Annotated in this window: 26 protein-coding genes; 6 read left to right on the top strand and 20 right to left on the bottom strand. The window is 31.9% G+C overall.

All coding sequences use genetic code 11. The annotated features are described in order from the left end of the window. Positions 1–14 precede the first annotated feature (14 nt). Together QMG60_RS21880 and QMG60_RS21885 are read left to right on the top strand one after the other, a co-directional pair. Positions 15–1,286: a DUF5009 domain-containing protein gene (locus tag QMG60_RS21880; RefSeq protein WP_281866414.1), complete on the top strand. Its 1,272-nt coding sequence runs from the start codon at positions 15–17 to the stop codon at positions 1,284–1,286. A gap of 230 nt (positions 1,287–1,516) precedes the next feature. Continuing rightward, positions 1,517–1,936 carry a nucleoside-diphosphate kinase gene (locus QMG60_RS21885; RefSeq protein WP_012026941.1) on the top strand — a complete coding sequence of 140 codons (420 nt, stop codon included), beginning with the start codon at positions 1,517–1,519 and terminating at the stop codon, positions 1,934–1,936. Between the two features lie 76 nt (positions 1,937–2,012). Here the strand turns inward: QMG60_RS21885 and QMG60_RS21890 are convergent, their stop codons facing one another. The 3 genes from QMG60_RS21890 to QMG60_RS21900 form a co-directional block, all read right to left on the bottom strand. Continuing rightward, complete coding sequence (locus QMG60_RS21890) at positions 2,013–2,732, bottom strand: hypothetical protein (RefSeq protein ID WP_281866415.1); 720 nt, start codon at positions 2,730–2,732, stop codon at positions 2,013–2,015. Between the two features lie 128 nt (positions 2,733–2,860). Then, on the bottom strand, positions 2,861–3,157 hold the full coding sequence (locus tag QMG60_RS21895) for a DUF721 domain-containing protein (protein ID WP_057116869.1): 297 nt from the start codon (positions 3,155–3,157) through the stop codon (positions 2,861–2,863). After that, a complete protein-coding gene (locus QMG60_RS21900; protein ID WP_057116870.1) occupies positions 3,138–3,578 on the bottom strand; it encodes a lipocalin family protein in 441 nt (146 codons plus the stop codon). The genes QMG60_RS21895 and QMG60_RS21900 overlap by 20 nt, the downstream gene beginning before the upstream one ends. A gap of 324 nt (positions 3,579–3,902) precedes the next feature. On the opposite strand from QMG60_RS21900, the gene QMG60_RS21905 reads away from it, so the two are divergent. Both QMG60_RS21905 and QMG60_RS21910 read left to right on the top strand, forming a co-directional pair. Then, on the top strand, positions 3,903–4,394 hold the full coding sequence (locus tag QMG60_RS21905; RefSeq protein WP_281866416.1) for a hypothetical protein: 492 nt from the start codon (positions 3,903–3,905) through the stop codon (positions 4,392–4,394). A gap of 84 nt (positions 4,395–4,478) precedes the next feature. Continuing rightward, positions 4,479–5,543: a serine hydrolase gene (locus QMG60_RS21910; protein WP_281866417.1), complete on the top strand. Its 1,065-nt coding sequence runs from the start codon at positions 4,479–4,481 to the stop codon at positions 5,541–5,543. Between the two features lie 93 nt (positions 5,544–5,636). Here the strand turns inward: QMG60_RS21910 and QMG60_RS21915 are convergent, their stop codons facing one another. The 12 genes from QMG60_RS21915 to QMG60_RS21970 all read right to left on the bottom strand — a co-directional run bounded on the left by QMG60_RS21915 (position 5,637) and on the right by QMG60_RS21970 (position 14,946). Continuing rightward, positions 5,637–5,816 carry a hypothetical protein gene (locus QMG60_RS21915; RefSeq protein WP_281866418.1) on the bottom strand — a complete coding sequence of 60 codons (180 nt, stop codon included), beginning with the start codon at positions 5,814–5,816 and terminating at the stop codon, positions 5,637–5,639. A 6-nt stretch (positions 5,817–5,822) separates the two neighbouring features. Further along, positions 5,823–6,776, bottom strand: a complete 954-nt coding sequence (ftsY, locus tag QMG60_RS21920) for a signal recognition particle-docking protein FtsY (protein ID WP_113679751.1) — start codon at positions 6,774–6,776, stop codon at positions 5,823–5,825. A 218-nt stretch (positions 6,777–6,994) separates the two neighbouring features. Beyond that, complete coding sequence (locus tag QMG60_RS21925) at positions 6,995–7,147, bottom strand: DUF4295 domain-containing protein (protein WP_008468081.1); 153 nt, start codon at positions 7,145–7,147, stop codon at positions 6,995–6,997. 75 nt (positions 7,148–7,222) lie between these two features. Beyond that, complete coding sequence (gene rpmG, locus QMG60_RS21930) at positions 7,223–7,405, bottom strand: 50S ribosomal protein L33 (protein WP_008253902.1); 183 nt, start codon at positions 7,403–7,405, stop codon at positions 7,223–7,225. Positions 7,406–7,434: 29 nt separating this feature from the next. Then, on the bottom strand, positions 7,435–7,671 hold the full coding sequence (gene rpmB / locus QMG60_RS21935) for a 50S ribosomal protein L28 (protein WP_008468080.1): 237 nt from the start codon (positions 7,669–7,671) through the stop codon (positions 7,435–7,437). A 71-nt stretch (positions 7,672–7,742) separates the two neighbouring features. Further along, on the bottom strand, positions 7,743–8,996 hold the full coding sequence (locus QMG60_RS21940) for a CinA family nicotinamide mononucleotide deamidase-related protein (protein WP_281866419.1): 1,254 nt from the start codon (positions 8,994–8,996) through the stop codon (positions 7,743–7,745). A 179-nt stretch (positions 8,997–9,175) separates the two neighbouring features. Continuing rightward, positions 9,176–9,520, bottom strand: coding sequence for an Hpt domain-containing protein (locus QMG60_RS21945; RefSeq protein WP_057116875.1), 345 nt, complete (start codon positions 9,518–9,520; stop codon positions 9,176–9,178). Further along, a complete protein-coding gene (locus QMG60_RS21950; protein WP_281866420.1) occupies positions 9,520–10,131 on the bottom strand; it encodes a fumarylacetoacetate hydrolase family protein in 612 nt (203 codons plus the stop codon). Before QMG60_RS21950 ends, QMG60_RS21945 begins: the two co-directional genes overlap by 1 nt. Before the next feature lie 94 nt (positions 10,132–10,225). Then, entirely contained in the window at positions 10,226–10,996 is a 771-nt protein-coding gene (locus QMG60_RS21955; protein ID WP_057116877.1) for a 3'-5' exonuclease, read from the bottom strand. A 218-nt stretch (positions 10,997–11,214) separates the two neighbouring features. After that, positions 11,215–12,564: a dihydrolipoamide acetyltransferase family protein gene (locus QMG60_RS21960; protein ID WP_281866421.1), complete on the bottom strand. Its 1,350-nt coding sequence runs from the start codon at positions 12,562–12,564 to the stop codon at positions 11,215–11,217. Between the two features lie 83 nt (positions 12,565–12,647). Next, positions 12,648–13,811, bottom strand: a complete 1,164-nt coding sequence (locus QMG60_RS21965; RefSeq protein WP_281867946.1) for a glycosyltransferase family 2 protein — start codon at positions 13,809–13,811, stop codon at positions 12,648–12,650. A gap of 31 nt (positions 13,812–13,842) precedes the next feature. After that, the gene (locus QMG60_RS21970) at positions 13,843–14,946 is read right to left on the bottom strand and encodes a hypothetical protein (protein WP_281866422.1); all 1,104 of its coding nucleotides are present in this window, start codon (positions 14,944–14,946) and stop codon (positions 13,843–13,845) included. Between the two features lie 222 nt (positions 14,947–15,168). Between QMG60_RS21970 and QMG60_RS21975 the strand changes: the two genes are divergently transcribed. Continuing rightward, positions 15,169–15,723, top strand: coding sequence for a hypothetical protein (locus QMG60_RS21975; RefSeq protein WP_281866423.1), 555 nt, complete (start codon positions 15,169–15,171; stop codon positions 15,721–15,723). An 84-nt stretch (positions 15,724–15,807) separates the two neighbouring features. On the opposite strand, the gene QMG60_RS21980 is transcribed toward QMG60_RS21975, so the two are convergent. Next, the gene (locus QMG60_RS21980) at positions 15,808–16,998 is read right to left on the bottom strand and encodes a DUF5009 domain-containing protein (RefSeq protein ID WP_281866424.1); all 1,191 of its coding nucleotides are present in this window, start codon (positions 16,996–16,998) and stop codon (positions 15,808–15,810) included. Between the two features lie 110 nt (positions 16,999–17,108). On the opposite strand from QMG60_RS21980, the gene QMG60_RS21985 reads away from it, so the two are divergent. Next, entirely contained in the window at positions 17,109–17,846 is a 738-nt protein-coding gene (locus tag QMG60_RS21985; RefSeq protein WP_281866425.1) for a CpsB/CapC family capsule biosynthesis tyrosine phosphatase, read from the top strand. A 14-nt stretch (positions 17,847–17,860) separates the two neighbouring features. Here QMG60_RS21985 and QMG60_RS21990 read toward each other — a convergent pair whose 3' ends face one another. From QMG60_RS21990 to QMG60_RS22005, 4 genes are all read right to left on the bottom strand, one after another. Beyond that, positions 17,861–19,168, bottom strand: coding sequence for an undecaprenyl-phosphate glucose phosphotransferase (locus QMG60_RS21990; protein ID WP_281866426.1), 1,308 nt, complete (start codon positions 19,166–19,168; stop codon positions 17,861–17,863). Positions 19,169–19,465: 297 nt separating this feature from the next. Further along, a complete protein-coding gene (locus QMG60_RS21995; RefSeq protein WP_281866427.1) occupies positions 19,466–21,850 on the bottom strand; it encodes a tyrosine-protein kinase family protein in 2,385 nt (794 codons plus the stop codon). A 6-nt stretch (positions 21,851–21,856) separates the two neighbouring features. Further along, positions 21,857–22,648: a polysaccharide biosynthesis/export family protein gene (locus tag QMG60_RS22000; RefSeq protein ID WP_281866428.1), complete on the bottom strand. Its 792-nt coding sequence runs from the start codon at positions 22,646–22,648 to the stop codon at positions 21,857–21,859. An 86-nt stretch (positions 22,649–22,734) separates the two neighbouring features. Beyond that, a complete protein-coding gene (locus QMG60_RS22005) occupies positions 22,735–24,153 on the bottom strand; it encodes an undecaprenyl-phosphate glucose phosphotransferase (RefSeq protein WP_281866429.1) in 1,419 nt (472 codons plus the stop codon).

The following is a 24,153-nucleotide window of genomic DNA, read 5'->3' on the forward strand; positions in this document are numbered from 1 at the left end:
AACTAACTAACCAAATGGTAAGAGAACGCCTAATTTCGCTTGATGTCTTTCGCGGACTGACTATTCTATTAATGACTATTGTAAACAATCCCGGTGACTGGGGAAATGTTTATCCGCCGCTTTTACACGCACACTGGAACGGCTGTACACCAACCGATCTTGTATTTCCGTTTTTTATATTTATAATGGGAGTTGCAGTTCCACTTGCAATGCCGGACAAAATTTACGACGGTACTACATTTAATAAAATACTCATTCGCTCTCTAAGAATGTTCTGTCTTGGTATATTTTTTAACTTCTTTGGAAAAATTCAATTATTTGGTCTAGACGGAATTCCGTTACTTATTGCTAGACTAGCAGTAACAATTGCTGTTGGATATGCCTTAATGGGAAGTTTTAGTACTAAAGTAAAAAATATTTTAGCTTTCAGTATATTACTAATCTATCTCATTTTAGCCTACGGCGGTTTCGAAAACTACCAAGACGTTAGACTTCCAGGAGTTTTACAACGTATTGCAATAGTCTATTTTGTTGTTTCACTTTTATATTTAAAAACCTCCAAGAAAACACAAATTATTACGGGAGCTATTTTGCTTCTAGGATATTGGGCAGTTATGACTTTAATTCCTGTTCCTGGAATTGGAGAAGCTAATTTAGAACGAGGAACCAATTTAGCAGCCTGGGTCGACAGTATACTTCTAAAAGGACATATGTACCATGAAACTAATACTTGGGATCCTGAAGGAATTTTGAGCACGATTCCGTCAATTGTAAACGGAATTATTGGTTTACTGATAGGGCAACTATTACTGCAAAATATATTAAAAACCGAAAAGGCAAAAAAAATGGCAATTGCCGGAATCGCTTTAATTATCGGAGGATTAATTTGGAATTTTGTATTTCCAATTAATAAATCACTTTGGAGCAGCAGTTATGTTTTGTATACTACAGGTTTAGCTTCAACTTGTCTCGCTTTACTGTATTATATAATTGATATTGCCGAATATAAAAAAGGTTTTAAGTTATTTGTTATCTGGGGTGTAAATCCAATGATTGTATTCTTTGCTTCACAGATTATTCCGCAGGCATTGACTATGATTCGATTTCAAAATCCGCAAAACCCACAAGAACAAACCAATCTTTTAGATTATTTATACCGCTTCAGAATTGCACCATTTTTCAGCAATCCAATGACAGCATCTCTCGCAGGTGCTTTAACTTATGTAGCAATCTGGACATTTATTTTATGGATTTTTTACAGAAACAAACTGATTTTCAAAGTATAAAACAATTTAACTAGATCTAATATAAAGACATACCAAAGTGTATTTTTTATTATTATAATTATGCTTTTTATATTAAATGCACGACAGCATATCGCTAATTATTACTTAAATGGTTCTCAAAAGACATTTTTATTAACCAAAACACCTTTCTATCAAGTTTTAATTATGAATTTATTAAAATCAATTGATAAAAAAAGTATACTTTTGCACAAAATTTAATAAAATATAAAATGGCAACAAATAGAACTTTTACAATGATTAAACCAGATGCTGTTGCAAACGGACACATCGGGAATATCTTAGCAATGATTACTAATGGTGGTTTCAAAATCGTTTCATTAAAATTAACTCAACTAACTGTAGCTGATGCAAAAGCATTTTACGCAGTTCACGCAGAAAGACCTTTCTACGGAGAATTAGTTGAATTCATGTCACGCGGACCAATTGTTGCTGCTATTTTAGAAAAAGATAACGCAGTAGAAGATTTCAGAACTTTAATTGGAGCTACAAACCCTGCTGAAGCTGCTGAAGGAACTATTCGTAAAGCATACGCTACTTCAATCGGAGAAAATGCAGTTCACGGATCTGACAGCGACGAAAACGCTGCTATCGAAAGCGCATTCCACTTTGCAGGAAGAGAGCAATTCTAATAAGAATTTTGATTTTCAATCAAATAAAAAACCCGCTTCAATTGAAGCGGGTTTTTATTTTTTAATTATAAATGGATTAAAGGTTATCAGACGTCTTTTTCACCATTTTCTCAATTTTTCCATCTAAATCTTTTAGAAGCTCATCTAATGCACTTTCACACATTGGTAATACTTTATCAAAAGACAAAACAGGTATTCCTCCTACAATTGTTCCAGTTTTCTTAGAATTTGCTCCTTCATTAAATGCAAATACTTTTTTTCCATTTTTGTCATATAAAGCGATTCTTGCATAAGCTCTCATTTTAACGGTTCCAGTTCCGCCAACTGCAAATCCTTTTTGCAAAGCGAAATGAATTTCTGTAAATAAAACTCCGTCAGCCTTCTCACTAAAAATTTTAGCAGATGCTACTTCATTAGTTGAACCATTTATTCCTTCATATATATATTTATATCCTGGATAATTAATGATAGTGCTTCCTGCATCTCCTTCTCTAGCAAATTTTGGAGTAAAATCAATATATTCTTGTTTTTGTGTTACTTCACTTTCTGGAACTAAATCAAACGGAAATTTTTTAGCATAATCATTAAAAAAAGCATTATGATACTTCTCTAAAATAGGCGCTAGGTTAAAATTTGGATTATTTCCTAAATCTGTTACTGCTGCAATGCTATTTAAACCTAAATCTGAAAGATCTATTGTTTTGTCAGTGTAAAAAGAAACTACAGCAACTTTCTTCTTTTGAGAATAAGCAGTTAAGGCAAATAATACGGTTAAAATAAGTAAAAAATTTTTCATTGTTTGTTAAATTATTGGGTTATTAAAGGGATGTTACTTACAAAAAATAACGCGCAAATGTATCGCAAAAAAAAACACTCCACAATAGAAGTGTTATTTTATTTTAAAAATAATCCTATTAAAAAGAGCTATCTCAAAATTACCTCTTTTACTACCTCGCGTCCTAACTCCTCATTAATCATTTTAACAATTTTAGATTTTCCGTGGCTTAATTCCTCACGCAAAACTGCAGATCCTAATTCTACATAAAGTGTACTGCCTTTTAGGACAACATTTCTTGTATAAGTATTTACGCCACTGCCCATAAGGCTTTTCCAAGCATCACGAACATCGATTTGATCCATTCCAGGCTGTAATTTATTCACCTGAATAATTTGCTGCAAAACTGCACTTATTGTAGACTCGTTATTTATTCTTTTCGCCATCATTCAATAGATTAATTGGTCCCGCTTTTTTATAATGATATTCTATTTTTTGTGGATTTTTAACCACTAACTGCTCATCAGAAAGCGAAATAATTTCTTCACTCCATTTTGCATAATCTGTTTTATAATCTAAAAAGACATGTTCCCCAGCAAAGCGAACTGATACATTTTCAAATGTATCTGTCGTTAAAAATGTCCCGTCAAACTGCGGCATTACCTTCGTTCGAACACCTTTATTATTTTTAATTTGAAAGAAATCAAATGTTTCATTCATTTTATAATCCTTCTGCTCGCCTTTGTCAAAAACTACTTTTTCAATTTCCCAATAACCGTTTAGTTTAGTAATATCCGTCGGTTTTATTTCTTGTTTACAACTTACAAACAAGATTGACAAAACCAAGATCATAAAAGTGTTCTTCATAATTATTATAATATTAAGGAGCTGATACCTGCTGTCCGCTATATCTTTTTCTTTTTAAAGAAAAAAGTAAAAGGATGCCGCTTCCATCAGGGCTAGTGCTTCAGTTTTCAAAAGAAATTTTTAGCGAACTACAAAGATAAACTTATAATCATCAAAAGAAATGCTTTATCTCTTAATTTATTGAGCCTATCCAAAACAATCTTTTTAATACCCCTTATAATAATTACCCTATTTTAACAACATAAAAACTTTTAAAGGCAAAAGATATTCACATTTTTAATGAATTTCAAATCCAAATTACTTTTGAAAATCTCTACAAAAAAGATGAAAAAAATATTGATATTACTTTTTAGTCCAATACTAATATTCTCAAAATGCGAAAAGCCAGAAAAAACTAAGAAACAAAGTGTAGAGACAATCACTTCAAACTTAAAAGATACTGACCCAATAAAAAACGATTCTTTAAAAAGCAAAAAAGAAGTTTCACCCATAAAAATTACAGCAGCTACATTATTAAAAAACGACTATTCCAATCACAAAGACCTGAAATTAATTTACAAAAACTCAGGAAAGAAAAATATTAAAGCCATTAAATTTGAATGGTTCTGTAAAAATGCATTTGACAAACCCGCAAATGGAAGATATTTTTATGCCGACGGAAGATTTACTGAAAAGGTAATATCCTTAATAAAATCTGGCGAAAGCAGAACAGAATTCTGGGAAGACTTTTCTACAGATGCTGATAAAATAACTAAAATTAGAGCTTATTATATTGTCTTTGTTGATGGTACAAAATGGGGATCTGATGATCAGTAAATTTCCACATAACAAGAAATAAGTTTATTAACATTAAACTATTTTATATATTTTTAGTCAAACCCTAAACCAAAACCAAAAAACATGACTAAAACTATTTGTACAATTCTAGCGGCCTTATCGTTTATAAGCTGTAGTAAAGATTCAACAGAACCAGATTCAACTCCAACAGAAACAATGTATTTCCCTCCTTTAACTGGAAATGCTTGGGAAACAAAATCGCTGACTGATTTAAAATGGAATCAAAATGCAGTTCAACCACTGCTAGATTACTTAGAACTAAAACATTCCAAATCGTTTATGATTTTAGTAAACGGACGAATTGTTTTAGAAAATTATTTCAACAATCATACAGCCACAACAAATTGGTATTGGGCAAGCGCCGGAAAAACTTTAACTTCAACATTAACTGGAATTGCGCAGCAAGAAGGATTACTAAACATTAACAATAAAGTATCCGACTACATTGGAACTGGCTGGACAAGCGAAACAATTGCTCAAGAAAACCAAATTACCTGCAAAAATTTACTCTCTATGACTTCTGGATTAGATGACAGTACCGATGAAGTTGAACCAGCCAATTTAATTTATAAAGCTGATGCAGGAACAAGATGGGCTTACCATAATGTTTATGTAAAACTACAAGATGTTGTTGCAAAAGCCAGCGGACAAAGCTGGGAGAATTATTTCAATGCCAAATTAAGAGATAAAATAGGCATGAATGGTACTTGGGTACAGATTGGAGTAAACAGCGTTTATACAAGTACCACAAGAAGTATGGCGCGCTTTGGATTATTAATGCTGAATAAAGGAAAATGGGAAAACAATGTAATCTTGAACGAATCTTTTTTTAATGAAGCAACCGCCACATCACAAAATATTAATCTAGGATATGGTTATTTATGGTGGCTAAACGGCAAAAGCTCTTATCATTTACCACAATCGCAGCTTACATTTCAAGGAAGCGTAATTCCGACTGGTCCAAATGACATGTTCATGGCTTTAGGAAAAAACGATCAAAAAATATATGTCGTTCCAAGCAAGAAAATGGTTGTAATTAGAATGGGAGACGCAGCCGACAATGTAAATCTAGCTTTATCAGATTTTGATAAAACTTTATGGGAAAAGATTAATGCTTTGTATCAATAAAAAAATGAGCTTTTAAATATAAAATGTCTTAAAGACCCTTTTTATATTTAAAAGCTCAATATTTTTTTTTAGAAATAAAATTCTACTAAAAAACTAACGATTAGTTTTTATTCTTTTCAAAATACCTAAAAAGAATAAAATTATACCAGCCACTAGCAAAATATAATAAAAAGAAAGATTGTTATCTCTCAATACATTTGCCAAAACAAAACAAATAACGCTTGCAAAATAAAAAGCAATCGCTGGTATATTTTTTATAGACTCAAAACTCATTTTAAATTATTTAAAGAAACTATCAACAAATTCATACTTATTAAAGACTTGTAAATCTTCAATTCCTTCGCCGACACCAATATATTTTACCGGGATTTGAAATTGATCTGATATTCCAATTACAACGCCGCCTTTTGCAGTTCCGTCCAATTTAGTTACAGCCAATGAAGTAACCTCTGTCGCCGCTGTAAATTGTTTTGCCTGCTCAAAAGCATTTTGTCCTGTAGAACCATCTAAAACCAAAAGTACATCGTGAGGCGCATCGGCAACAACTTTTTGCATTACACGCTTTACCTTGGTCAATTCGTTCATTAAATTGATTTTATTATGAAGACGTCCTGCGGTATCTATAATTACAACATCAGCATTTTGAGCAACTGCAGACTGTAAAGTATCAAAAGCTACAGAAGCTGGATCACTTCCCATATTTTGTCTTACAATAGGCACATCAACTCTATCAGCCCAAACTTGTAATTGGTCAATTGCTGCAGCACGAAAAGTATCTGCCGCACCCAAAACAACTTTGTGACCTGCTTTTTTAAATTGATAAGCCAGCTTACCAATTGTTGTAGTTTTACCAACACCGTTAACTCCAACAACCATTAAAACGTAAGGTTTTTTATCTTTCGGAATTTCAAATTCAGTTGCTTCACCTGTATTGGTTTCAGATAATAAAGCTCCTATTTCTTCTCTAAGAATTTGGTTCAATTCATCTGTTCCTAAATATTTATCTTCAGCAACACGCTTTTCAATTCTTGAAATTACTTTTAAAGTTGTATTTACGCCAACATCTGAAGCTACAAGAATTTCTTCCAGATTATCTAAAACATCATCATCAACTTTAGATTTTCCAGCAATGGCTTTACTTAACTTAGAGAAAAAAGTAGTTTTTGTTTTTTCAAGACCTTTGTCTAAAGTCTCTTTTTTTTCGGTAGAGAATAATTTTTTAAAAAAACTCATTTTAGTAGATTTTTAGATTTATTAGATCTCTTGATTGTTTAGATCAGAAATCCAAATCTTTAAAGAAAGTGCAATTGTTTTTCAATTAACCTTAATTTAAACAGAAATTCATATTAAAAAAAGTCAATTACTGCGTTTCTTTAAATTTATAGACAAATATAGGTAATAAAAAAGCTACTTCCGAAAGAAAGTAGCTTTTCTATATAATGTAATTGTAATTATTTCTTTTTCAAGAATTCATCAACTTCTTCAGGAGCCATAATAGATTCTACGAATGTATACGCACCAGTTTTAGGAGATTTTACCATTTTGATGGCTTTTGATAATCTCTTAGAAGATGTTTGTAACGATGCTACGGTTTTCTTTGCCATGATTCAAATGTTATTTGAAGCTTTTATAAAACTCTCATGGCTAAACCATTCGAGATTTACAAAAATCTCTAATTATTACTTAATTTCTTTATGAACAGTTACTCTTTTTAAGATTGGATTAAATTTCTTAATCTCTAATCTGTCTGGAGTATTTTTTTTGTTCTTAGTTGTAATATATCTAGAAGTTCCTGGAACACCAGAAGTCTTGTGCTCAGTACATTCTAAAATTACTTGGATTCTATTACCTTTCTTTGCCATCTTGCTATATATTTTTATTTAGGAAAAGATTATTTGATAAATCCTTCTGACTGTGCTTTTTTCAAAACAGCAGTGATTCCATTTTTATTAATTGTTTTTATCGTAGATGCTGCTACTCTAAGAGTAATCCATCTATCTTCTTCTGGAAGATAAAAACGCTTTTTAACTAAGTTTACAGAAAACTTTCTCTTAGTTTTGTTCATAGCGTGAGAAACGTTATTTCCTACCATCGCTCTTTTACCTGTAAGGTCACAAACTCTTGACATTATACTTATCTTTTATCGTTATTCAAAATCAGGGTGCAAAGAAAAGAAAAATAAACCATTGTAGCAAAAAATTATTGCACAAATTTTAAAATTTCTTTCTGCAATATTTCTAAACTCTTAACTGTTGCCCTATCTACCACTTTTTCACGAGGTTGTCCGAAGTTAAATTCTTCTACAATTACTTCGTTCGGCGTCGCCAAAGCAATAAAAACAGTACCGATTTCTGCATCTGAATCACCTTTTGAAGGTCCCGCATTACCAGTCGTAGCAATACCGTAGTCGGTTTTGAGTAAGTTTTTCACACTCAAAGCCATAGCAGATGCAACTTCTGCACTTACCACAGAATGCTTTTTAATTATTTCTTCTGAAACTCCTAAAACATTTATCTTAGTTTCGGTTGCATAAGAGACCACGCTTCCTTTAAAATAGCTTGAAGCGCCCGGAACAGCCGATAAAAGCGACGCGATTCTTCCACCAGTAAAACTTTCTGCCGTTGAAACTGTTTTATTTTGTTTGGTTAAAATTTTACCAACCACAGATTCTATGGTTTCGTTCTCTTCATATCCCACAATAATGTCATGGATAATCAAATCTAACGAACGGACATTTTCCTCTATTGCAGTTTCCAACAGCTCTTTATCTGTTCCTCTTGCGGTCAATCTTAGACGTACGCGCCCTGGATTTGGCAGATAAGCAAGTTTTATAAATTCAGGCAGATTATTTTCCCAATGTTCAATACGTTCTGCAACTAAACTTTCACCTTGACCGTAAGTTAAAATGGTTTTATGAATAATATATGGACGTTTATATTCACGAACTATTTTTGGAATTATTTCTTCTTCAACCAAATATTTCATTTCATAAGGAACACCTGGAAGCGAAATAAAAACGGTATTTTCTTTTTTCATCCACATTCCCGGAGCAGTTCCCACTTTATTATGCAATACTGTGCAAGTTGACGGAACCAAAGCCTGATCTTTATTAAGCTGCGAAATTGGTCTTTTATAAAAACCTTCAATTAATTGCGTTACATGCGCCAAAACCTCTGGATTTACAACCAATTCGTCGTTAAAGTAGTCACAGAATGTTTTTTTCGTAACATCATCTTTTGTTGGCCCTAATCCGCCGGTTACAATTACCACATCCACTTTGTTTTGCAGTAAGGCAAAAGTGTCCAAAATATGCCTTTTATCATCACTGATCGAAAGCATTTCTATTACTTCAACTCCAATTCTATCAAGCGATTTGGCAATAAAAGCTGAATTTGTATCTACGATTTGGCCAATTAAGATTTCATCTCCAATTGTTATAATTGCTGCTTTCATATCAATGTAAGGAATATTACCTGTAATTACGAACAGGTTTATTATAAGAAGAAGTTATTCGTGATGAACTTTTATAAGATTCATCATATTTAATCCAAATCACAAAAAACGAATCTTTTAGATTTAGACAAGAAAACCCAATTCTTTATAAAAACAAGAATTGGGCTGGGTATTATATTTTACAAATCAAAGTCTTTTTTGATCTCTTTGATTGCTTCTTTAACTTGTATTTTAATACTTTTAAAAGTTTCAATTATATCTTTTTTCTTACCTTCTGCTTTTGTCCAAGCTTCAACTTGCAAAATCTCTTCAAAAGCCACATTTAGTCCCATTAAATCTAAAGTAGGCTTTATTTTGTGCGCATATGAATAGGCATATTTATGATCCTTTTTCTTTATTCCCTCTTTAATTTGTTTCAAATCTTCGGGAACTTCTGTAACAAATAAATTTAAAATTTCGTTTACAAATTCAGGATCGTTGTCTGAAAGCGCATACACTTTCGAAAGGTTGTATTTTAAAGCCATTATTTTACTTGTATTCTGAATAATTTTTTATCTTCTAAAAAGCCTTCTAAAACATCATTTGGTTTTACAGTTGCAACACCTTCTGGCGTTCCTGTAAAAATAATATCTCCAATTTTCAATGTAAAAAATTGAGATACATAAGAAACCAGTTCATCTATTTTCCAAAGCATCATGTTTGAATTTCCTTTTTGAACTGTCTCTGCATTTTTTTTCAATTCAAAATTAAGATTTTCCATAGAAACAAAATTAGTTTTTGGCAAAAAATCGCCAATAACTGCCGAACCGTCAAACGCTTTGGCTTTTTCCCAAGGAAGTCCCTTTTCTTTTAATTTACTCTGCAGATCACGTGCTGTAAAATCGATTCCAACACTAATTTCATCATAATATTTATGAGCAAATTTAGGCTCAATATATTTTCCAACCTTATTAATCTTTACGATTATTTCAAGTTCGTGATGAACATCTTCAGAAAACTCTGGAATTACAAACGGATGCTGTTTCAACAAAACTGCCGAATCAGGTTTCATAAAAACCACTGGTTCTGTTGGACGCTCGTTTTTTAATTCCTCTATATGATTGGCATAATTCCTGCCGACACAGATAATTTTCATTTTTTTTTTAGGTTCTAAGATTCTAAGACGGTAAGATTCTAATAAAAACTACGCAAAAAAACTTAGCGACTTATAAACTTAGCGTCTTAGAAACTTATTTCGTATTTAATTTTCTTAATTTAATTGCTGTTAATACTTTTTTGGTATATAAAGGAAAATCAGCATTTTGGATCCAGCTGAAATATCCTGGCTCTGCTTCTAAAACTTTTTCAACTTTAGCACCTTTATGTTTTCCAAAAGTAAAAATTTCTTCATCGTCTTTATCAAAAGCGATCATTCCGGCAAAATCTGCTATTTTTTTACGGGTTGTGAATTCAGACAACGATCTCATATCATTTTCCAATTCTGGATAACGATCTAACTGCGCTTTTAAAATTTCATAAGTCGCCATTGTATCTGCTTCTGCCGAGTGTGCATTTTCCAGACTTTTTCCACAATAAAACTTCAAAGCAGCACTTAAAGTACGTTCTTCCATTTTATGAAAAATAGTCTGAACATCTACAGAAACTTTATTTTTCATATCAAAATCTACTCCTGCACGAAGCAATTCTTCTGCGAGAAGCGGAATATCAAAACGATCTGAGTTAAAACCACCCAAATCACTATCTTTTATCATATTATGAACTTGCGGAGCAAGCTCTGCAAAGGTTGGTTCGTTGGCTACTTTTTCATCTGTAATACCATGAACTGCCGTTGTTTGCGGAGGAATTGGAATTGTTGGATTAACCAACCAGGTTTTACTTTCTTTATTTCCGTTAGGAAAAACTTTAAATATTGAAATTTCTACGATTCTATCTTTACCGATATCAATTCCCGTTGTTTCGAGATCAAAAAAGCAAATTGGCTTGTTTAGTTTGAGTTCCATTTCTAATTTTTATAAGTTTACAAATGTAATTTTTAAAGCCGAATTTCCTCGTTTATTCTCATTTTTTTTGTCGAAAAAAGCTTTCAATTCGCAATTTTAACTTTTCAAAAATAGGTCACCTTCTAGTTGACGCTTTGATTTCTAACCTTTTCTTACAAAAGAAAAATCCGATAAGTTTTTATACTTATCGGATTTAAATCTATACTTATAATATATTTTTAGAAATCTCTATCTACATCGAAAGCTTCTAAATATTCTGCTACTCTTTTCACAAAACTTCCTCCTAATGCCCCATCTACAACTCTATGATCGTAAGAGTGCGACAAGAACATTTTTTGACGGATTCCAATAAAATCTCCTTCTGGAGTTTCTATTACTGCTGGAACTTTACGAATCGCTCCAAGCGCCAAAATTCCCACTTGAGGCTGATTGATAATTGGCGTTCCAAAAACACTTCCAAATGTTCCCACATTTGTAACTGTATAAGTTCCTCCTTGCGTATCGTCTGGTTTCAGTTTTCCAGCTTTCGCACGGTTTCCTAAATCGTTAACCGCTTTTGCCATTCCAACAAGATTTAGTTGATCTGCATTTTTAATTACAGGAACAATTAAATTCCCGTTTGGCAGTGCTGCTGCCATTCCTAAATTGATATTTTTCTTTTTGATGATATAATCGCCATCGACAGAAATATTCATTCCAGGGAAATCTTTCAATGCTTTTGCAACGGCTTCCATCATAATTGGAGTAAAAGTAAGTTTTTCGCCTTCTCTTTTTTCGAAAGCTGTTTTTACTTTATCTCTCCATTTTACAATGTTTGTTACGTCTACTTCAATAAACGATTGTACGTGAGCAGAAGTTTGAACCGAAGCTGTCATGTATCCTGAAATCAGTTTACGCATTCTGTCCATTTCTACAATTTCGTCGCCTCCATTTACAGAAACTGGAACCGCCTGCTGACTTTTTTGTACAACTGGCTCTGGTGTCTGAACTGCTTTTGGCGCTTCAACAATAGGTTTAGGAGCTTCAACTGTTTGTGGTGATGCTGTAACACCAGATTTACGATCTTCTATATATTTTAAAATATCTTCTTTTGTAACTCGGCCGTCTTTTCCAGATCCAGCCATGTTTTCTAACTCATTTAGAGAGATATTTTCTTCTTTCGCGATGTTTTTTACTAATGGAGAAAAGAATTTTTCTGATCCTGAAAAATCTTCTGCAGTGGTTACAGTTTCTTTTACTGCTTCAATTGTTTTTTCAATTTCAGCCGCCGCTTCAGGAACAGCAGTTTCTTCAACCGAACTTGTTTCTGGAGCTGGTGCCGCACCGCCTTCAGTTTCAATAATAGCAATAGTCTGCCCTACTTGTACCAAATCATCTTTACCAAACAACTGCTCAACTAAAATTCCTGATACTTCGCTAGGTACTTCACTGTCAACCTTATCTGTTGCAATTTCAAGTACTGCTTCATCAGCTTCAATTTTGTCTCCAACTTCTTTCAACCAATTTGTAATAGTTGCTTCAGCGACACTTTCTCCCATTTTTGGAAGCTTTAATTCAAATCTTGCCATATTGTTATTCTAAAGGATGATTTTGATTTTCTGATTGCGAAATTACTGAAAAAATTAAATATAAATTACACTTTGTATAATTTTTACTTAATTTTTCTGATTTCCCCTCTCCCATTTCTTAAATTACTTCCAATAATAAAAGCTGTTCTTTTAGGGAAAATCTTAAAAGTAATGTTCTTATCTTTAAGAGTTTCTATTATATTGATACATTTTTTGAATGAAACATATTGATTATCCAAAATGATCTCTGTCTTTTTACCCTTTAAAATCAGGCACGAATTTACCATTTTTTCTTTTTTCAAATTCAAAAAACTAACTTTATTTTCTAAAATCGAAGCTAGTTTTTCAGATAAATTCGCATTTTCAGAGTACAAAATATAGCATTCTGGCAATGGTTTTTCTTTTACATTTCCCTGAAACATTTTTACAATAGAGAAAAACCAAGTTCCAACTTGAATGAAAAAACTAAAAAACCATGATTTCTTAAAATGTTTCGCATAAAAGAAATTCATAGCTTCCTGAAAACGTTTCATGTATTTTTCGTCTTTTATTGTGCTTTCTCCCTTATAATGCAAAACTGTGGTATCGTGAAAATAAAAGTTGTTTTTCCCTTTCTGAAGCGCACGATATGACAAATCGATATCGTCGGCATACATAAAACAATCTTCATCAAAACCATTTAAATCTTGATATAATTTACTTTCTAAAAACATAAAAGCCCCAACTAGAATATCAACTTTTCCCGTTTCGTTTTCACTTAAATGCTGTGCGTAATATTGATTAAAAAGTTTTATTTTGGGAAAGATTTTATACAACCCAAAAACTTTAGTAAATGCAACCCAAGGCGTGGGAATACCGCGTTTACTTTCTGGCAGAAAATTTCCTGTCCCGTCAATTAATTTACAGCCTATAATGCCGAGATTGGGCTGCCTTTCGGCGAAAGCCAGAACCTTCGTAAAGGTATCTTCTGCAACAACAGTATCGGGATTTAATATACAGATGTAGTTTCCTTTCGCTTGACGAAAACCAATATTATTCCCTTTCGGGAAACCAAAATTTTCTTTGTTTTGAATCAAAGTAACTTCTGGAAATTTTTCCTGCATCATCAAAACACTTTCGTCTGACGAATTATTATCTACAACAATAATTTCGGCCTCAATTGCAGCAATCGCTTCCTGAACACTTAAAATGCATTGCTCCAGAAAGTAACGGACATTATAATTGAGAATAATAATCGATAACTGCATGAATATTTGATCTGTAAATTTGGGTCGAAAGTTAGAAATTTTCTGATAACCCCAAACGCAATGACCAATCGTTTTTACTAATTCCGTAATCCAGCGCGAGATTGCTGCCATTTCGTTTGTTCCATTTGATCCGAATTCCTGTTCCCACAGCTGGATTCCATTTTTTAAAATCGTAAGTATCCAACTTAGAAACCGAGGAAATATTGGTAAAAAATACGGCACCAAAAAATCCATTTCGGCTAATATCCGTTCTATATTCGGTTTCAAAATAAATCAATGCATTACTTCTATATCTGTTTTTGGTAAAACCGCGCCCTGTTTTTCCGTCGCGGTCCCAGCCAATACTTGGAAGATCTAAATAATGTGGTTTTCCGCCAAAGGTTGACCAATAAAAAGCTCTTGATGCCCAGACTCTGTGTTTGGTTGTACTAAATGAATGATATTTTCGAGCATCAATATACAATGACTGCCATTTATCTCCTTCCACTCCGCTGGTGTTAATTCGCAAATCGGCTTCTACATACAATCCTTGTTCTGGATTTATAATATTTTTTCGAGAATCGTATAAACCTTGAACAGCAAAACCAAAAGAACTTTCATCAGAATAATTGCCATTCATATATTTAAAATAATCTGTTTCTTCATCTATATAAGATTCTTCAGAAATATTCTGGTAATTATCAAAAAGAAAACCGACTCCCAAACGATAATTACCAATAATTTTTCTGGTTATGAACTGATAAAAACGCCACTGCTGATAATCGAGAGTTGACATTTCTTTTTTTGACTCATGTTCGCCCAATCCATAAGTAAGCTGCGGATAAATCATATACCGATAATCTCCAATAAAATTCCACTTATCTTCACTGGTATAAACATAAGTCTGAATAGGAAAAACATATTGTTTCGTAAAACTGAAATAAGGGGAAAATGTAACCTGAGACATTTTAGTTTTTTGATGATCTTCGCCTAAATAAAATGTAGTTAAAAAAGAAACCACTAAACCTGTATTGGAATTTACATCTACAGGAACTGGCAGCAAAGAGAATGCTAGTTTTTTTTGATTGTCTTTTTTGATTGTATCATTTTTATCAAAAATTCTATGAATAACATCTAGAATGTCTCGATTTCCCATACTTATACTATCGTTTTGCGCATTACAAAACGAGGCGATTAAGAAAAAAGAGAGTGCTGATACAATTCTTAAACTATTCACTTACAATATTTTAAAAACACTTCTTACAAATTTAAAACTTTATTAAGAATTATAGTCAAATTTTTAAGTGAATAAAAAAGAATTTTAAAATGAATAGAAAAAGTTACATTTGAATATCTAAACATTTGATTTTAAACTCCTATGCGTTATCTATTTGTGTACTTTTTACTTTTTTCCCTTTTTTGTTTTTCTCAAAATGATCAACAAAAGCAAGATCTTGTAAAGTCGAATAGATGGTTTATAGCTGGTCCTGTTAAAGAGAATGAAGAAACAATTAATTCTGTTCGTCTACAAAAAGGAATTGTTTCTGTTACTGCGAAAGATAATCCAAAAGGCGAAATAGAACTGAATGTAATGATCACAGCATCTGAAACGAATGACGGAATTTCTACAAATCTTTCCAGCGAATCAAAGTATGTTGAAATTACGTATCAATCTACTCAGATTATAAAATTACAAGCCAGAGAAGGAAATCCTGAAGGAACTGGCTGTGTGCACGGCGGTTCTCACCCAAGAGTTAGTCTGCCTGCATCTCCAAACCACTTTAGAACGATAAAAATTCCTTGGTCAAATTTCAAACAAGACGAACTTCCAGATGGAAAAGTTTTAGATATTCACAATTTATGCAAATTCAACTTTGTAAATTACAATCCAGTTTCTGGAGATATATTACGGATAAAATCGGTCTTTTTTTAGTTTTCAGTCACAGTGACAGTTTTCAGTTTTTAACACTGAATACTGAGACTGGAAACTGAGACCGAGACTGAGACTGAATACTAACTAAAGATGCAGCTGAATTTTATATTTGTTCAAGATTTTCATCACGAAAAGCATAATCGTAGAAAATACCAAAGACCAAATAATCCCAGGAACTCCCTCTCTAAAATATCCCGGAATAATATGAATATTGAATGCTTTACAGAAATAATAAATAACGCCCGGCAAAATATAAATCAATAACGGATTTGCAGCGGCCGGCATAAAAAAGTCACTCCATTTTGTCTGTTTTTTAACTTCCATTAACCAATACAGAAAGTAAAATAAGATTGTGCAAATTCCTGCTGACAGCATTGTCCAAGATGGAGTTCCGTGTATTTTTGATATCCCGAAATAAGGTCGGAGAGCAAATCCAACGGTAAAAAACAAAACTATAAAACCAATAACCGGCCAATTCATTTTGTTTTCGATTTTTCGGTCAAAAAACAATAACGAAATAATTATCCCTGCAGAGGCTAAAGCAGCATGTGTAAGATGACCTGCAATAAAGCTGAGCCATGAAATGTTTTGAACAAATGAATTTTCGGTAAGATTTAAAGAATTCATTACCACGCAAAAAACTAAAAATCCGATCATTGCCCAAAGATTTCCAGACACCAGCCAATAATAAACCACTGTAAAAAGATATGCCCATCCTATAAGTCCTAAAATTCCCCACCATTTTGGAGTCATTCCTCTTTCTCCCGTGTCTTGAATGTACAGAAAGTAAAGTGCAATTAAAACCAAAATTCCACCGTATTGAAGTACATTTTTGAGCCAGAAAGGAAAATCTCTGGGATATTTATTCCAAATCGGAATTGGCATGGCATACGCCAAAAGTCCCCAAAAAGCAGGTGCAATTATCATTTTAGAAGCATCATAACCATATTCGGCATTAACCATAAAAACACCAATAATTATAAGTGCCAAAGCTCGTTTGAAAGTATGGGTCCAAATTGTTTTTGTAGTATCTCCTTTTAGTAATCTGGCATTAAAAGCAAACGGAATTGACATTCCGACAATAAATAAAAAAGCAGGAAAAACTAAATCTACAAAAGTCATTGCATCTGCATCTGCAGGCATGTGTTTCATCCATTGAGGAACATTTTGAATACTTGCCAGTTCATTTACAAAAATCATTACAAAAATTGTAATTCCACGCAAAGCATCTATAGAAATAATTCTCTGATTAAACAAATTCGTTTTTATTTTCATAATTTTTTACTTTTTTACTAAAAATCAAATATAGTATAATTCTAAAATGTCTTATTACAATTTCTATGTTAATTTTGTCACTTATAAATTGAGTTACATAGCTTTACCCCATGTTCACATTCTTTAAATCGAAACCTGCATTAAAAGACTTGCTTGACGGCAGTTTTGTTGACATTCATTCTCACCTTATACCAGGAATTGATGATGGTGCTAAATCTCTTGCGAAATCTATTGAACTTACTAAATCTTTTCAAAAATTAGGAATAAGTCAAATTATCACGACACCGCATATCAGTCATTATGTTTGGAATAACTCTTCTGAAATTATACAATCAAAACTTCAGGAAACACAAAATGCATTAGAAGAAAATCAAATAAAAATACCTTTTAAGGCTGCTGCTGAATATTTTATGGATGATTGGTTTGAAAGGCACTTTAGAACTGAAAAGCTTTTAACTTTAAAAGATAATTACGTACTGGTAGAAATGTCATACATTAATGCTCCTGTACAGCTTTATAAGATACTTTTTGATTTACAAGTAGCAGGATATATTCCTGTTCTGGCTCACCCGGAAAGATATTTGTTTTATCATAAAAACTTTAATGAATATGATAAATTAAAAAAGGCGGGGTGTAAATTTCAATTAAACTTACTTTCTGTTGTTGGGTATTATGGAAGTGAGATTAACAAGACAGCAGAACAGCTTCTAAAAAAGGGAATGTACGATTTTGCAGGAACTGATATACATCATAATAAGCATATCAGATCTTTTGAACAAAAAGTGAATGTTAGTAGTGTTTCTGTTTTGAAAGAAGTAATTGCAAATAATTCTTTTTTTAAGATTTAATACTTTTAGAGCTATCAATAAGCATTTTCTTCGCCTTGAACAATATTCATAATTGTTCTAATTATAATTTTAATATCTAATAACAAACTCCAGTTTTCTATATACCAAATATCGCATTCCACTCTATTTTCCATATCAGAGAGCTTTTTTGTTTCTCCTCGATAGCCATTTACTTGGGCCCAACCTGTAATTCCAGGTTTTGCATAATGGCGGACAGAGTAGTTATCTATTAGTTCCCCATATTCTTTAGCTAGATTGACCATATGAGGCCTTGGTCCAACAACAGACATATTTCCTAAAATAACATTGAAAAATTGAGGCAGCTCATCAATGCTTGTTTTACGCATAAAGGCCCCAAATTTTGTTATACGTGAATCTCCTTTTCCTGCCTGTTTATCGTGTGCCAAATCATTTACGTACATACTTCTAAATTTAAAACATGAAAACGATTTATTGTCACGACCAGAACGATCTTGTCTGAAAAATATTGGCCCTGGTGATTCTAATTTGATAATTAACATTACTATTGGGAATAGCCAGGGAAAGATTAAAATTATAACGAGTATCGAGAAACAGAGGTCAAATATTTTTTTTATGAGTCTGTTAATTGTTAATTCTAAAGGTTCAGGACGCAGCATTAAAACAGGTGTATTTTCGTAAAAGGCTACCTCAACCTTACTGGATTTTGTGTACAACTGGAAATCTGGAATAAATTTAATCCTTACCAAATTTTGCTCACATATTTTTGTCAGCTTATTTATTATTTCAATATTGTCTATATGCAGAGCCACATAAACTTCTTCTACTTTTTCTCTAATAATAAACTCTTGTACATCATCGAATCCTCCTGTAATAGGAATAGAATGATTTTCAATTTCATTTTTTTGATCAAAAAAACCTAAAAATTTGTATCCGTAGGTTAAATTTTTAGCTAATATCTTGCGCATCTTTTCCCCAGTTTCATTAGCCCCTACAATGATGATTTTTTTAAAATTATATCCTTTAGCTCTAATATATTTTAAGATCTTCATTAACACATAACGAGAGATCACGAGCAAAGCAAAGAAAAACAGGTAAAAGTACAATAGCCTGAGTCTGGAGATGTCTGTATATTTTAAAAGAACCACAAAAAAGACTATTAACGCAACATGCATAAAAATCTTTTTAATTGTTCTTCTTAAAATTGATTCGATATATTCTATCCTAATAATTCTATGAGAGTCTTTTTGCATCAGTAAAGCTATCCAGATTAGGTTCGCCAATAATGAAATCGTTTTTTCGTCTTTTAAAAAAAGCTTGTCTAAATCTCCAAATCTCGCCATAGCAGACAGATATATAGCAAAATTTAATAATAAAAGATCCCAGCACACAAATAAGAATTTGGAGTAACGCGAAAAACGATAACGTGATAAGTTTTGCAAAAAATTCATCTTCGGCTTATTTCTCTAGATAAGATTTGTTTTTTAGTCTGGATGACGAAAATAGTATTTTAATTATTCTTATATACTATTTTTAAATCAATTCTTGTGAAACTTTAGATTAAGGACATATTATACAATGGCTTGGTCATAAAAAAAAACGGCTCAATATATTTGAGCCGTTTTTTTTCTTTTATAAATTTAGCCGATAAGTTTCTTGAAACATCCTGCTTTCGAACTTTTTTCAACATATCCATAACCGTATTTTTGTTGCGGATTTGTATCATTAAGAACAATACACATATTTGGAAGTTTTTTGTCTCTAAAAAATCCGTTTGCAATTGATATCATTCTTTTTTCTAAAAATCTGGCTCGCATAATATACACAAAAGTATCAGCGTTTTTCGCAACCAGTAAAGTGTCTGTTACAAGACTGGATGGAGCAGTGTCAACAATAATATAATCGTATTCTTTTTTTAGTTTTTCGAATAATTGATCTACTTTTTTATTATCCATTAATAATTCAGCTGGATTTGGAGGAACTACACCTGCCGGCAGTATATAAAAATTTTCATACCCAGTATGTTTTACAATATATTGGTCAACATTATGATCATTTGATGATAAATAATTCGTTAGCCCTTCGACAGGAAGATCCATATATTCATTGAGACGTGGACTTCTAATATCCATTCCCACAAGTAAAACTCTTTTTTCCAGTAATGCAAAACTTGCTGCTAAATTCGTTGAAACAAATGTTTTTCCCTCAGAAGCAAAGGTTGAAGTTACAAATATCGTTTTAGCCTTACCTTCTTCTACCTTATTCAACATAAATCCAAGATTGGTTCTGACAATCCGAAGAGCTTCTGCAGAGCTGCTTCTGCTATTGGATTTAATTAATTCAGAAATATCATTGCAAGAAGGTATTTCGCCAATAAATGGAATTTGTGTTTTTCCTTCCAAATCATTGCTGTTTTTGATTTTGGTATCTAATAAGTCATTCGCATAAATAATCACAAATGGAACTAGCAACCCTAATAAGACTACCGCTAAATAGATAATTTTTTTCTTCGGGTTAACTGGTGTCTGTTCCGCTTTTGCGCTATCAATTACTCTTGCATTAGGCTCTGTTGCCGCAAGTGAAATTGCTGTTTCCTCTCTTTTTTGAAGTAAGTATAAATATAATTCTTCCTTTACTTTCTGCTGTCTTGCTATCCCTCTTAATTGACGTTCCTGAACTGGAATTTTAGCAATTTTATTGTTTAAAATTCCTTCTTGATTTCTAATGTTTTTATTTTGAATCTCGAGATTGGACTGGATTCGATTTAAACTAGCCGTAACACTTGATTTCAAAGAATTAATTTGCTGGTCTAATTTAATTACAGACGGGTTGTCAGTTGTTGCCGATTTTAAAATCCTGTTTCTGTCTAATACCAGTTGATTGTAGGCGCTAATTAAACCTCCTGCATCTCCTTTATCAGTAATAATATTCGAAGGAAGTAAGTCTGAATTAGTACTGTTTTTCATAAAACCTAACAATGAAGAAATGACATTTAGTTGAATTTCAGTTTCTACTCCCTTTTTATCATATTCATTTGATCCTTCGATAAATAGCTTAGCTTCAGAATTTATATCTGTTAATCTATTCGTTTTTTTAAATCCTTCTACGTTTTGTTCTACACCATCAAGTTCTTTTGTTATCAAAGAAAGTCTGTTTGAAATAAACTCAGAGGTGTTTTCTGATATTAGATTTTTATCCTCAGCAGCATCTTCAGTATAAATCTTAATCAAATTATCTAAAAATGCTTCTGCCCTATTTGCCACCGGATCTGTAATTGAAACCTCTACAATACTACTTGTTTTACTTATAGGATCAATTTTGAGTCTTTTTTTAAAATCTTCTGCAACCTCATCGAATGGTTTGATTTGAATAGAAATAGATTCAAATTGATCAGTTTTGTTGTTGTCAGACAATTGTGCTTTATCAATAATTAAAGTACCAATCTTTGTTGGTATTTTTTCTCCGTATTTAAACTCTTTTTTAGATGTTAAAATAAAATTGACATTTGCTTCATTTTCTATTTCATTCTTCAATAAAAAAGTTCCAGAACTTAACAAATTACATTTTAGTATAATTTTAGTGTCATCAAATAATTCTGTTCTATTTATAAAATTGACACTTATTGGCGCATCTTGATAGATATCTTGGTCTACTATATTTCTTTCAGCAAATAATGAAATATTAAGATTTAATTTTTTAATTGTCTTTTCTATTAGGCTTCTTGATTTTAAAATTTCAATTTCATTATCTACATTACTTTTCATGCTTCCACCAAGGCCGATATCTGAAAAGGCTGATAATTCTGAAAGTATGCCTCCTTTTTTCTCATCTTTAACCAATACGGTTGTGTGCGCTTCATATGTTCTTGTTGCATAACATAAATATGTAAAAGCTCCAACTAAACCAATAATAATGCTAAATAAAAACCAATGCCAATGAACTAAGTATTTTTCCAACTGTTCTCTAAAGTTGTCATCTTCAATTTCATCATCGATAAAATCGTTGTAATAATCTCTTTTTTGCATTTGTTTTTATTTAAAAATTAAAACTGCTAGGGAAACTAAAATAGAAACAGCGGATATAATTACAGAAGTATTGGGACCAACTGCAGATGAATTGACTTTTGTTCTATTTGGTTCAACATAAACAATATCGTTTTGAGCCAAATAATAAAGAGGCGAATTCATAAAGTCAGCTTTTGTTATATCAACTCTATTGTATGTTTTTACACCATTTGTTTCTCTAATAACAAGAATATTGTCCCTTTTACCATAAATTGTTAAATCTTTTGCCATGCTTAAAGCTTCTATTAATGTAATTCTTTCGGAAGCTACATTATAAGTCCCTGGTAAATTGACTTCACCCTGCAGCGAAACCTTAAAATTTGTTATACGAAGATTTATAATTGGTTTCTTAATATAATTACCAATCTTATTTTGCAATAATTGAAGGGCTTCTGTACGTGTAAGTCCTCCTATTTTAATACTTCCGACGATTGGAAATTCAATATTGCCTTTAGAATCCACCAAATAAGTCTGAACTGTTTCTTGGCCTCGGGTCACATCAAGTTTGTTATTATTAGAAATACTGTACGTTTTTAAATTAAAAGGTAAAGCTGCTTCAGGATCATCAGCAGAGACGATAATCATAAGTAAATCGTCTGGCTGAATTTTAACTTCATATGAGTTTTCATTTTGCTTTGTTTCCAATGAATCAATATTTTGATAATATATTAGATCTTTTTTTGAAGCACAGGAAAAAAGAATAAGTATGATTGACAAGAAACTGATGTTTCTCATCAAAAAATTAATTTTAGATTTCATTAAACTTGATTTTAAAAAAATTATAGGACAGGAATAGTCTAAATTATTCTGCTAGGATTATATTTTGAATCTATAGAAGTACTAAATCAGTACGCATTTTTTTCTCCATGAAATACATTGAGAACTGTTTTTATGATGATTTTTATATCTAAGAGCAAGCTCCAATTTTCTATGTACCAAATATCAAACTCTACTCTGTTTTCCATGTCGACCAGTTCTTTTGTTTCACCACGATAACCATTTACCTGTGCCCATCCTGTAATTCCAGGTTTTGCATAGTGACGAACCAAATAATTGTTAATTAATTCCTTATACGCTTGGGTGTGATATAACATGTGTGGTCTTGGCCCGACAACTGACATATTACCAAACAGAACATTAAAAAATTGAGGCAGTTCATCAATACTTGTCTTTCTCATAAAAGCACCAAATCTTGTAACACGTTTGTCCCCTTTCTCGGCTTGTTTTTTATGGGAACCTTCATTTACACGCATGCTTCTAAACTTTAAACATGAAAATGGTTTATTATCTCTTCCTGATCTTTCTTGTTTAAAAAAAACTGGTCCTGGAGATTCGATTTTTATAATTAGCATCAAAATAGGAAACAGCCAAGGAAATAGTAGAACTATAACCAAAAAGGAAAAACACAGATCAAAAATCTTTTTTGTGATTCGATTTAATGAATTTTCCAAAGGTTCTCTTCTTGACATTAAAACAGGTGTGTTTTCATAAAAAGAGATTTCAACTCGACTAGATTTAGTGTACAATTGAAAGTCTGGAATAAATTTAATTCGTACCATATGCTGTTCGCATATTTGAATTAATTTATTAATTATCTCAATATCATTAATATGAAGTGTGATGTACATTTCATCAACCTGATGCTTACTAATAAAGTTTTGAACATCTTCAAATCCTCCTATAAGGTTTTTAGAAATTGCATCGGAAATATTTTCCTTTTCATCAAAAAAACCCAGAAACCTATAACCGTAAGTTAAATTTTTAGCCAGTATTTTGCGAATGCGATTTCCAGTTTCATTGGCTCCTACAATGATAACGTTTCTGAAATTATAGCCTTTCATTCTGATATATTTTAAAACTTTCATCGAAAAAATTCTGGAAAGCATTAAAAATGAAAAGAAAAAAATATAAAAATAAAGCAGTTGAAATCTCGAAATATCGGAGTAATCTAAAAAGACAACAAAAATGGCAACAATTGATCCATGAACAATAACTTTTTTTATTGTTCTTGATAATATAGATTCAATCGTTTCGACTCTGATAATTCTATAGGAATCTTTATATAATAAAAGCCCAAGCCAAATTAAATTTTCTAATAACGATATTGTTTGTACTTCCTTTAAAAAAAGCCTATCCAGACTTTCAAATTTTATTAATCCTGAAATAATTACTGCGGTATTAAGCAATATCACATCCCACAATATGAACAGTATTTGGAAATATCTTGAAAACTTATATTTTGATAATTGCTCTAAAATTTTCAT

This window comes from Flavobacterium sp. GSB-24, from assembly GCF_027924665.1.
In the GTDB taxonomy this organism is placed as follows: domain Bacteria; phylum Bacteroidota; class Bacteroidia; order Flavobacteriales; family Flavobacteriaceae; genus Flavobacterium.

Excerpts from the sequence above, each read along its gene's own strand:
- QMG60_RS21890 (WP_281866415.1), bottom strand. The coding sequence starts at position 2,732 with ATGAAAAATTTTTTACTTATTTTAACCGTATTATTTGCCTTAACTGCT.
- QMG60_RS21985 (WP_281866425.1), top strand. The coding sequence starts at position 17,109 with ATGTTCACATTCTTTAAATCGAAACCTGCATTAAAAGACTTGCTTGAC.
- QMG60_RS21990 (WP_281866426.1), bottom strand. The coding sequence starts at position 19,168 with ATGGCGAGATTTGGAGATTTAGACAAGCTTTTTTTAAAAGACGAAAAA.
- QMG60_RS21955 (WP_057116877.1), bottom strand. The coding sequence starts at position 10,996 with ATGGAACTCAAACTAAACAAGCCAATTTGCTTTTTTGATCTCGAAACA.
- QMG60_RS21905 (WP_281866416.1), top strand. The coding sequence starts at position 3,903 with ATGAAAAAAATATTGATATTACTTTTTAGTCCAATACTAATATTCTCA.
- QMG60_RS21945 (WP_057116875.1), bottom strand. The coding sequence starts at position 9,520 with ATGGCTTTAAAATACAACCTTTCGAAAGTGTATGCGCTTTCAGACAAC.
- QMG60_RS21980 (WP_281866424.1), bottom strand. The coding sequence starts at position 16,998 with ATGAAAATAAAAACGAATTTGTTTAATCAGAGAATTATTTCTATAGAT.
- QMG60_RS21950 (WP_281866420.1), bottom strand. The coding sequence starts at position 10,131 with ATGAAAATTATCTGTGTCGGCAGGAATTATGCCAATCATATAGAGGAA.
- QMG60_RS21995 (WP_281866427.1), bottom strand. The coding sequence starts at position 21,850 with ATGCAAAAAAGAGATTATTACAACGATTTTATCGATGATGAAATTGAA.
- QMG60_RS21960 (WP_281866421.1), bottom strand. The coding sequence starts at position 12,564 with ATGGCAAGATTTGAATTAAAGCTTCCAAAAATGGGAGAAAGTGTCGCT.
- QMG60_RS21965 (WP_281867946.1), bottom strand. The coding sequence starts at position 13,811 with ATGCAGTTATCGATTATTATTCTCAATTATAATGTCCGTTACTTTCTG.
- QMG60_RS21885 (WP_012026941.1), top strand. The coding sequence starts at position 1,517 with ATGGCAACAAATAGAACTTTTACAATGATTAAACCAGATGCTGTTGCA.
- rpmG (WP_008253902.1), bottom strand. The coding sequence starts at position 7,405 with ATGGCAAAGAAAGGTAATAGAATCCAAGTAATTTTAGAATGTACTGAG.
- QMG60_RS21970 (WP_281866422.1), bottom strand. The coding sequence starts at position 14,946 with ATGGGAAATCGAGACATTCTAGATGTTATTCATAGAATTTTTGATAAA.
- QMG60_RS21900 (WP_057116870.1), bottom strand. The coding sequence starts at position 3,578 with ATGAAGAACACTTTTATGATCTTGGTTTTGTCAATCTTGTTTGTAAGT.
- QMG60_RS21915 (WP_281866418.1), bottom strand. The coding sequence starts at position 5,816 with ATGAGTTTTGAGTCTATAAAAAATATACCAGCGATTGCTTTTTATTTT.
- QMG60_RS22000 (WP_281866428.1), bottom strand. The coding sequence starts at position 22,648 with ATGAAATCTAAAATTAATTTTTTGATGAGAAACATCAGTTTCTTGTCA.
- QMG60_RS21975 (WP_281866423.1), top strand. The coding sequence starts at position 15,169 with ATGCGTTATCTATTTGTGTACTTTTTACTTTTTTCCCTTTTTTGTTTT.
- rpmB (WP_008468080.1), bottom strand. The coding sequence starts at position 7,671 with ATGTCAAGAGTTTGTGACCTTACAGGTAAAAGAGCGATGGTAGGAAAT.
- QMG60_RS21895 (WP_057116869.1), bottom strand. The coding sequence starts at position 3,157 with ATGGCGAAAAGAATAAATAACGAGTCTACAATAAGTGCAGTTTTGCAG.
- QMG60_RS21880 (WP_281866414.1), top strand. The coding sequence starts at position 15 with ATGGTAAGAGAACGCCTAATTTCGCTTGATGTCTTTCGCGGACTGACT.
- QMG60_RS22005 (WP_281866429.1), bottom strand. The coding sequence starts at position 24,153 with ATGAAAATTTTAGAGCAATTATCAAAATATAAGTTTTCAAGATATTTC.
- QMG60_RS21940 (WP_281866419.1), bottom strand. The coding sequence starts at position 8,996 with ATGAAAGCAGCAATTATAACAATTGGAGATGAAATCTTAATTGGCCAA.
- ftsY (WP_113679751.1), bottom strand. The coding sequence starts at position 6,776 with ATGAGTTTTTTTAAAAAATTATTCTCTACCGAAAAAAAAGAGACTTTA.
- QMG60_RS21910 (WP_281866417.1), top strand. The coding sequence starts at position 4,479 with ATGACTAAAACTATTTGTACAATTCTAGCGGCCTTATCGTTTATAAGC.
- QMG60_RS21925 (WP_008468081.1), bottom strand. The coding sequence starts at position 7,147 with ATGGCAAAGAAAACCGTAGCATCGTTACAAACATCTTCTAAGAGATTA.